The sequence below is a fragment of the Sinomonas sp. G460-2 genome, from assembly GCF_047759905.1.
Classification (GTDB): domain Bacteria; phylum Actinomycetota; class Actinomycetes; order Actinomycetales; family Micrococcaceae; genus Sinomonas.
Genome location: NZ_JBKZWT010000142.1, coordinates 1 through 8,802, shown reverse-complemented (window position 1 = coordinate 8,802; position 8,802 = coordinate 1). Strand labels below are relative to the sequence as shown.

The window sequence follows — 8,802 nt, the reverse complement described above, 5'->3', positions numbered from 1 at the left end:
TCGGGGCAGCGCGAGGTGGCGCGCGCCGTCGTCTCTCGCCCGCGGAACCATTTGACGTGCTGGTAGGGCACGCCGACGCTCAGGGAGAACTCGCCGCTCGCGCTGCGCTCGGTCCGCGCTGTGCACCAGAACGTGCCGTTGACCGTGTCGGTGTACTGGCTGTACGAGCTGAACTTGTCCGGGACGCCGAACACCACGCGGCTCGTCCACGCCTTGCACGCGGGCTGCCCCTCGATGGCGCCGGTGTGGTCCATGGGGAAGTTCACGCCGTCGTTCTCGTAGGCCTTGTAGATGATGCCGCTCTGATGCGTCTTCTGGAAGTGCGTCGTGATGCCGAGGTGCTGCGTCGCGAGGTTCGTGAAGCGATGCGCGGCGGTCTCGTAGCTCACGGCGAAGGAATCCCGGAGATCCTCGACCGAGATCTCCTTGCGGGCCTTGGCCTGCTGGAGGAACTCGACCGTCGTGTGCTCGGGGAGGAGCAGCGCCGCGGCGAAATAGTTCGTGGCCACGCGCTGCGCGAGGAAGTCGCCGTAGCTGCTCGGCGTCTCGTGGCCCAAGACGTAGTGGCCGAGGGCCTGGAGGAGCACGGAACGGGGGTCGTGGTCGGAGCGCTGGTTATGCGTGAGATAAATCCGGCGATTCTTCAGATCGGTCACCGACCGCGTCGAATGGGGCAGATCGCCCACGTGCTGCAGGGTGAAGCCGAGGTGGGAGGCGATGTCGGAGATGAGGTGCTGGCTGAGCGGACCGCCCGCATAGCCGACGGCCTTGAGCACCTTCTGCGCCTCGGCCTCGTACTCGGGGAAGTAGTTTCCGCGCTCGCGCATCATGAGGCGCAGCTCGCCGTTCGCGCGGCGCGCCTCCTCTGGCGTCGCAACCTGCTCGTTGAGCTTGCGCTCGAGCTCCCGAAGCAGGCCGAGCTGGGACTCGAGGACGTCGACTGGGGTCCGCGAGCTGATGCGGATCCTGGGCAGGTTGAGGGACTCGTAGAGCGGGCTGCGCTGATACCGCTCGAGCTCGATCTCGAGCGCGGCGCGACGGCTCGGCGGTTCGGCCCCGAGCAGGGCGTCCACGCCGACGCCGAGGGCGCCCGCGAGCTGCTGGAGGAGCCCGAGCTTCGGCTCGCGCTTGCCGTTCTCGATGAGGCTCAGCTGGCTCGCGGCCGCGCCGACCGCGGTGCCGAGCTCGTCGAGCGTAAGGCCTGCGGCCTTGCGCAGGTAGCGGACGCGGCGGCCGAGGCTGATGACATCGACGCCGGCACCTGGGACGGTCTCGACGCCCTTCCGGGCAGCGGCCGACGGCGTGGGGCGGCTCCAGGACGTGGCGGGGGTCGGGGCGGGGCTCGTGCGCGACATTTCTTGAGAATACGTGAAGATCTGCGTTTCTTTCCAGCACTTTTGTCTGTTCGAGAGGTTGCAGACCCGGAAAAGTTGATGTCACGAGGAATTCAGGTCAGTGAATTCACGTCAGTGACCAGTCGAAGGAGACAGCGATGACCGCGCAGCCCGAGCAGCCCCAGACCCCCCAGCAGCAGGCCGAGGCCCTCACGCTCGAGTGGGCCGCGAACCCCCGCTGGGACGGCGTCACGCGCGACTACACGGCGGAGGATGTCGTCAAGCTTCGGGGCCGCGTCTCCGAGGAGCACACCCTGGCCCGCCGCGGCGCGGAGAAGCTGTGGAAGTCCGTGACCGAAGGCCGCGCCGACGGCGCCGGCTACATCAACGCCCTCGGCGCCCTCACCGGCAACCAGGCGGTCCAGCAGGTCAAGGCCGGCCTCAAGGCCATCTACCTCTCGGGCTGGCAGGTCGCCGCGGACGCGAACCTCTCGGGGCACACCTACCCCGACCAGTCCCTCTACCCCGCCAACTCGGTGCCCGCCGTCGTTCGCCGGATCAACAACGCGCTGCTCCGCGCGGACCAGATCGAGTTCTCCGAGGGCAAGCAGAGCGTCGAGGACTGGCTCGTGCCGATCGTCGCGGACGCCGAGGCCGGCTTCGGCGGCCCGCTCAACGCGTACGAGCTCATGAAGTCCATGATCCAGTCGGGCGCCGCGGGCGTTCACTGGGAGGATCAGCTGGCCTCGGAGAAGAAGTGCGGCCACCTCGGCGGCAAGGTGCTCATTCCGACCCAGCAGCACATCCGCACGCTCAACGCTGCTCGGCTCGCCGCCGACGTCGCCGGCGTGCCGAGCGTCATCATCGCCCGCACGGATGCCGAGGCCGCGACGCTCATCACGAGCGACGTCGACGAGCGGGACCAGGAGTTCATCCTCCGCGAGGACGGCAAGCCCGTGCGGACGCCGGAGGGCTTCTACAAGGTGCGGAACGGCGTCGAGCCCTGCATCGCCCGCGCCAAGGCCTACGCCCCGTACTCGGACCTCATCTGGATGGAGACCGGCACCCCGGACCTCGAGCTCGCCCGCAAGTTCGCCGAGGCCGTCAAGGCCGAGTTCCCGGACCAGATGCTCGCGTACAACTGCTCGCCCTCGTTCAACTGGAGGAAGCACCTCGACGACGCCACGATCGCGAAGTTCCAGCGCGAACTCGGCGCCATGGGCTTCAAGTTCCAGTTCATCACCCTCGCGGGCTTCCACGCCCTCAACTACTCGATGTTCGACCTCGCGCACGGCTACGCCCGCAACGGCATGAGCGCGTACGTCGAGCTCCAGGAGCGCGAATTCGCCTCCGAGGACCGCGGCTACACCGCGACCAAGCACCAGCGCGAAGTGGGCACCGGCTACTTCGACCTGGTCTCCACGGCGCTGAACCCGAACGCCAGCACCCTTGCCCTGGTGGGATCCACCGAAGAGGGCCAGTTCCACTGATCGAACGGACGACGGCGGGCGGCGACGCGAGTTTGAAACTCGCCTCCCGCCGTCGTACTTCACGCTTTTCAGGAGACCTCCATGAACACCTTCCACACTGATGGATTCAGCATCAACGGCATCACTCTGACTGCGCAGCCGCTGGCACGGCAGCATGAGATCGTGACCTCGGGCGCGCTCGAGTTCGTGGCCAAGCTCCACCGCGCCACCGCCGACCGCCGGCAGGAACTGCTCGAGGCCCGCCACGAGCGCCGCGCCGCGATCCGCAAGGGCCAGGACCCCCGGTTCCTGCCCGAGACGGCGGAGATCCGCAACGACCCGACGTGGAGCGTGGCCCCGCCCGCACCGGGCCTCGAGGACCGTCGCGTCGAGATCACGGGCCCCGTGGAGCGCAAGATGACCATCAACGCGCTCAACTCGGGGGCCAAAATCTGGCTCGCCGACCTCGAGGACTCGCTCACCCCGTCGTGGCGCAACGTGATCCAGGGGCAGATCAACCTCATCGACGCGCTCACGGACCGCATCGACTTCGTCTCCCCCGAGGGCAAGGAGTACCGCCTCCGCCCCGCCGAGGGGCGCCCGACGATCGTGGTCCGCCCGCGTGCGTGGCACCTGCCCGAGAAGAACATGCTCGTCGACGGCAAGCCGATCGCGGGCGGGATCGTGGACTTCGGCCTCTTCTTCTACCACAACGCAAAGCGGCTCATCGCGGCCGGCAAGGGCCCGTACTTCTACCTCCCGAAGATCGAGAACCGGCTCGAGGCTCGCCTCTGGAATGACGTGTTCGTGCTCGCCCAGGACCTGCTCGGCATCCCGCAGGGCACCATCCGCGCGACCGTGCTCATCGAGACCATCACGGCGGCGTTCGAGATGGAGGAGATCCTGTACGAGCTCCGCGACCACGCCGCCGGGCTCAACGCTGGCCGCTGGGACTACATCTTCTCGATCATCAAGAACTTCCGCACCCGCGGCCCGCGCTTCGTGCTCCCGGACCGCGGCCAGGTGACGATGACCCAGCCGTTCATGCGCGCCTACACCGAGCAGCTGGTCCGCGCATGCCACCGCCGCGGCGCGATGGCGATCGGGGGCATGGCCGCGTTCGTGCCGAACCGGAAGGACCCCGAGGCCAACGCGATCGCGTTCGAGAAGGTCCGCGCCGACAAGACGCGCGAGGCCAACGACGGCTTCGACGGCTCGTGGGTGGCCCACCCCGACCTCGTTCCCGTGGCCCGCGAGGTGTTCGACTCGGTGCTCGGCGATCGGCCGAACCAGCTCGATCGCCTCCGCGAGGACGTGAACCCAGACGACCGCGCGCTCATCGACGTGGCCTCGTGCACGGGGACGATCACCGAGGGCGGCATCCGCAACAACATCGAGGTGGGCGTCCGGTACATCGAGGCGTGGCTCCGGGGGAGCGGCGCCGTCGCGATCCACAACCTCATGGAGGACGCCGCGACCGCAGAGATCTCCCGCTCGCAGATCTGGCAGTGGATCTACTCGCACGCCATCACGGACGAGGGCGAAGTGATCACGCGCGAATGGGTCAAGGAGCTCTTCGAGGAGGAGTTCGCGAAGCTCGAGCGGTTCGACGGCGACCGCTTCCAGGACGCTCACGAGATCTTCGAGGAAGTCGCCCTCGCGCCCGAGTTCCCGACCTTCCTGACTCTCCCGGCCTACGCGCGGTACCTGTGCGAGGACGCCGGCAAGGAGGACGAGTACGAGGCGGGGCTGCCCGAGCCCGCACGGGCGGTGTCGGCCGCGTAGTCGGGGAGAAACTTCCCGACGCCGGCAGCGGAATCGCAACACGCGCCCCGAAGTCCGGGGGCCGGCGATCGGGAACAAAGTTGAGGGGTCGGACCGCGTAGTGGTGCTGCGCGGTCCGGCCCCTCGACGTCCCCCGCACCCTAGTCCCCTACGAGCATCCGCCCCACGATGAGCCGCATGATCTCATTCGTCCCCTCGAGGATCTGGTGGACCCGGAGGTCGCGAGCGATCTTCTCGACCCCGTACTCGTGCAGATAGCCGTAGCCGCCGTGAAGCTGGATTGCCTGGTTCGCCACCTCGAACCCCGCGTCCGTGGCCACACGCTTGGCCATCGCGCACAGCCGCACGGTGTCGGGGTCGTTTCGGTCGAGGGCGTCGGCGGCGCGCATGAGCAGGCTGCGGGCGGCCTCGAGCTTCATCTCCATGTCGGCGAGCTCGAACACGAGCGCCTCCTTGTCGGCGAGCCGACCGCCGAACGCCGTGCGCGTCTTGAGGTACGCGACCGTCTTCTCGAGCGCGGCCTGGCCGCCGCCGAGCGAGCACGCCCCCATGTTGACGCGCCCGCCGTTGAGCCCCTTCATCGCGATGCCGAACCCCGCGCCCTCCTCGCCGAGCCGGTTCGAGGCGGGGACGCGCACGTTCTTGAAGACCACCTGGCTCGTGGGCTGCGCGTTCCAGCCCATCTTCTTTTCGTTGAGGCCGAAGGAGAGGCCCGGCGATCCCGCCGGCACGAGGAAGGCGGTGATGCCGCGGTGGCCCGTGTCTGCCGTGCGGGCCATCACGATGTACAGGGCCGAGGTCCCCGCCCCGGAGATGAATTGCTTGACGCCGTTGAGCACGTAGTCGTCGCCATCGCGCGTGGCCTTCGACGTGAGCGCCGCCGCGTCCGATCCCGCGCCCGGCTCCGTGAGGCAATAGCTGCCCAGGCCCTCCATCGAGACGAGCTGCGGGACCCACTCGGCGCGCTGGGCGTCGGAGCCGAACTGGTCGACCATCCACACGATCATGTTGTGGATCGAGATGTACGCCGCGATGGTCGGATCGGCCTTCGCCAGCTCCTCGAAGATGAGCACCGCGTCGGCGCGCAGGAGCCCGGCCCCGCCGTGTTCCTCCCCCACGTAGATGCCGCCGAGCCCGAGCTCGCCCGCCTCCCGGAGCACGTCGACGGGGAAATGCTTCTGCGCGTCCCATTCGAGGGCGTGGGGCGCGAGCCTCTCGGTGGCGAAGTCGTGGACGGTGTCGACGAGGGCCCGCTGGTCCTCCGTGAGTTCGAAAGTCACGGTGTCAGTCTGTCCCCGAGCCGGCCCCAACAACAGACTCATGCCCGGGGAATATCCCCTCGCGCCCAGAACTTGAAGGTTTCATGAACGTTGACATCTGGTCCGATATCGCCTGCCCGTGGTGCTTCATCGGGAAGCGCCGCTTCGAGAAGGCCCTCGCGGAGTTCCCGCACAAGGACCAGGTGACCGTCACGTGGCACAGCTTCCAGCTCGACCCGAGCCTCCCGGAACACTACGACGGCACCGAGCTCGAGTACCTGAGCCAGCGCAAGGGCCTGCAGCCCGCCCGCGTCGAGCAGATGTTCGGCCACGTCGCCCAGGTGGCCGCGGGCGAAGGCCTCGCCTACGACTTCGGCAAGGTCGTCGTCGCCAATTCCTTCGCGGGACACGAGCTCATCCACCTCGCCAAGGCCGTGGACGCGGCGGGCGCCGGGACCGCCGTGGGTCCCAAGAACACGGCCGACGGCGTCAAAGAGGCGCTGCTCTCGGCTCACTTTGAGAAGGGCCAAGACATCGGAAGCCGGGAGGTTCTTGTCGAGGTGGGCGTCGCAGCTGGGCTCGCCGAGGCGGACATCACCGAAGCTCTCGACGCCGGAACGTACCGCGATGCCGTCCACGCCGACATCCGCGAGGCGCAGTCGCTCGGCATCCAGGGCGTGCCGTTCTTCGTGCTCGACAACAAGTACGGCGTCTCCGGCGCCCAGCCCACCGAGCTGTTCTCGCAGGCCCTCGACACCGCGTGGCGCGAGTCGAATCCGTTGGTGATGGTGGGCTCCGAGGAGCTCAACGGCGAGGCCTGCGGGCCGGAAGGCTGCTGACCAACGGCACCAGATTCCGACCGGGATTGACGGCCGAGATTGGCCTCGCATCGACGTGTTGCGGCCCGACGCGGCTTGCTGACGTTTGAAGCCGGTCGGAATCCGTGGGCCGAGTTGTCCACATAGGCCCGAGGCCGGCTGCGGGGCCGGTTGGCCGGGCCCGAGGATGAACCCATGGGGGATTCCGGCCGGTTGGGCCACGTCATGCGCTTGTTCCACGGGGTCTGCCGCCTGCGCGACCTCCTCCAAAGGGGGGTCTCGGAGCGTGAGGTGCGCGCCGCCGTCGTACGCGGGGAACTTGTCCGCGTGCGCAAGGGGCTCTACGCGCTCCCGGATGCCGACCGGGCGTTCGTCGCGGCCGGGCGGACTCGGTCGCTGTTGACCTGCGCCTCGGCCGCGAGCTTCTACGGCCTGTGGACGCTCGCCCCGCCGGGCCAAAGGCCCAACCGGTTCCACCTGCTCCGGAAGACGGGGGCGGCCGCGCCGAACGCGATCATCCACCGCGACAGCTGGGTGCCGCCCGATCAGCACGCGCCGGTCGCAGGCCTCGCCGATGTGGTGCTGCACGCGCTCCGGTGTCTGCCCGAGCTGGAGGCTCTCCTCGTCGCGGAGTCCGCCATGCATCGCGGCCTCTCCCTCGACTTCCTTCGCGAGCGCCTGCCCGGCAATCGGAACGCGCCTGCCCGCGCCGTCCTGGACCTCGTCGACACCGGTGCGGAATCGCCCATCGAGACGCTCGCGAGGACCCACCTTCGGCGCGCGGGCTTTCACGTCGAGGCTCAGGCCGAGATCGAAGGCGTCGGTTGGGTCGATCAGCTTGTCGAGGGATGGCTGATCCTCGAACTCGACGGAAAGAGCCACGAGGAGCGAGCGCAGCGGGACAAGGACCGGCGGCGGGACAGGGCTGCTCAGCTGCGCGGGCACCCGGTCTTTCGCTACGGCTATGCCGACGTGGTGCATCGGCCCGAGGCTTTCGTCGCCGAGGTCGCTCGGATGCTCCGGTTTCCGACCGGAAATGACTCGTAGCCGGGCCGGTCATCGGCGTGTCACCCCAGACACGCCGATGGCGGCCTTTCGAACCCGGTCGGAATCCGGATAGCGGTCGACGAGAGTCGCGGCGTCAGGCGCTCGGCCGCTGCCTCCGGACGAAGGCACGCATCACCACGACCGCGATCCCGAGGAAGAGCGCCCCGGCCCCGCCCCAGATCAACGGCAGCGGGAGCGTGGTGTCCGCGGCGGCGAGGCTCACCCGCGCCGGGTTCGGCGCCGCGTCCTGGGGTACCACGGTCGTTGCGGCGGTGCCGACGTTGCCGGAGGTGGCCCCCGTCGCCGTGACCGTCTGCGTTCCCGCGGCATCCTGGGGCAGGGTCATCGTGAGGTTAAGCGATCCGTCGGCCGACGCCGCCTTGCCGAAGGTCGGCGAGTTGGCCCCGACGGCGCCGAGCGTGATGCGCCGGCCGTTGGGACCGCCAAGGATGATCGTCACGCGTTCGCCCGGGCGGAATGAACCGGGCGCGAAGATGATGGTGATCGTTCCGCCCGGGATGGGCAGACCCGTGATCGTGATGCTGCCGCGGGGCACGTAGCCGCCGTGCCCACCGCCCTCGTCCTGGCCCTGGTCGTCGCCCTGGCCGGAGCCCTGGCCGCCCTGCCCTTGATCGCCCTGGCCGGAGCCCTCGTCCTGCCCCTGGTCATCGTCCTGCGCGCGGTTCGCAGCTGGCCCGGATCCGACAGCAGGCAGAGGTCCGGCCGCCGGCAGCGGTCCCGCGGCGCTCGCGGCAACGGGCTGTACCGCCACTAATGCCACGACGGACAAAGTCAGTATGGCGAATGCCTTCTTCAACATAGCTTGGTCCCCATTCTTCAAGCGATGGTTAGAAATCCGCCCAGCAACAGCGGGCGGACAGGTGAGGCACGCTCAACCTATCCGGATTTAACCAACATTTGAAAGGGGAAAAATCAGATGTGTCACGATGTTTACAAGATAGTCATCACGCTGGGAACGCCGGCCACCCGGCGCGTGCTGGGCCTTCGAGAACGAGCGCTACCAGCGCAGGAGCGCCGCGGCCACATCGCCGTCGAGCATCCCCGCCGGGTACAGCACGGTCTCCGCGCG

At 68.6% G+C, this 8,802-nt stretch carries 7 protein-coding genes; 4 read left to right on the top strand and 3 right to left on the bottom strand.

Annotation, left to right across the window (positions count from 1 at the left end):
- Nucleotides 1–1,355 (bottom strand): helix-turn-helix domain-containing protein (locus ACLN58_RS13465; RefSeq protein ID WP_415855771.1); only part of this gene is annotated, 1,355 nt, incomplete at its 3' end.
- A 137-nt stretch (nt 1,356–1,492) separates the two neighbouring features.
- Here ACLN58_RS13465 and aceA point away from each other — a divergent pair.
- Entirely contained in the window at nt 1,493–2,824 is a 1,332-nt protein-coding gene (aceA, locus tag ACLN58_RS13460) for an isocitrate lyase (protein WP_415855770.1), read from the top strand.
- An 81-nt stretch (nt 2,825–2,905) separates the two neighbouring features.
- Nucleotides 2,906–4,588 carry a malate synthase A gene (aceB, locus tag ACLN58_RS13455; RefSeq protein WP_415855769.1) on the top strand — a complete coding sequence of 561 codons (1,683 nt, stop codon included), beginning with the start codon at nt 2,906–2,908 and terminating at the stop codon, nt 4,586–4,588.
- 140 nt (nt 4,589–4,728) lie between these two features.
- Here the strand turns inward: aceB and ACLN58_RS13450 are convergent, their stop codons facing one another.
- Nucleotides 4,729–5,910: an acyl-CoA dehydrogenase family protein gene (locus ACLN58_RS13450; protein ID WP_415855768.1), complete on the bottom strand. Its 1,182-nt coding sequence runs from the start codon at nt 5,908–5,910 to the stop codon at nt 4,729–4,731.
- Nucleotides 5,911–5,951: 41 nt separating this feature from the next.
- Between ACLN58_RS13450 and ACLN58_RS13445 the strand changes: the two genes are divergently transcribed.
- Both ACLN58_RS13445 and ACLN58_RS13440 read left to right on the top strand, forming a co-directional pair.
- Nucleotides 5,952–6,686: a DsbA family oxidoreductase gene (locus ACLN58_RS13445; protein WP_415855767.1), complete on the top strand. Its 735-nt coding sequence runs from the start codon at nt 5,952–5,954 to the stop codon at nt 6,684–6,686.
- A 174-nt stretch (nt 6,687–6,860) separates the two neighbouring features.
- Nucleotides 6,861–7,712: a type IV toxin-antitoxin system AbiEi family antitoxin domain-containing protein gene (locus tag ACLN58_RS13440; protein ID WP_415855766.1), complete on the top strand. Its 852-nt coding sequence runs from the start codon at nt 6,861–6,863 to the stop codon at nt 7,710–7,712.
- A 94-nt stretch (nt 7,713–7,806) separates the two neighbouring features.
- Here ACLN58_RS13440 and ACLN58_RS13435 read toward each other — a convergent pair whose 3' ends face one another.
- Nucleotides 7,807–8,484: a hypothetical protein gene (locus ACLN58_RS13435; protein ID WP_415855765.1), complete on the bottom strand. Its 678-nt coding sequence runs from the start codon at nt 8,482–8,484 to the stop codon at nt 7,807–7,809.
- Nucleotides 8,485–8,802: the final 318 nt, after the last annotated feature.

Excerpts from the sequence above, each read along its gene's own strand:
- aceA (WP_415855770.1), top strand. The coding sequence starts at position 1,493 with ATGACCGCGCAGCCCGAGCAGCCCCAGACCCCCCAGCAGCAGGCCGAG.
- aceB (WP_415855769.1), top strand. The coding sequence starts at position 2,906 with ATGAACACCTTCCACACTGATGGATTCAGCATCAACGGCATCACTCTG.
- ACLN58_RS13450 (WP_415855768.1), bottom strand. The coding sequence starts at position 5,910 with ATGAGTCTGTTGTTGGGGCCGGCTCGGGGACAGACTGACACCGTGACT.
- ACLN58_RS13445 (WP_415855767.1), top strand. The coding sequence starts at position 5,952 with ATGAACGTTGACATCTGGTCCGATATCGCCTGCCCGTGGTGCTTCATC.
- ACLN58_RS13440 (WP_415855766.1), top strand. The coding sequence starts at position 6,861 with ATGGGGGATTCCGGCCGGTTGGGCCACGTCATGCGCTTGTTCCACGGG.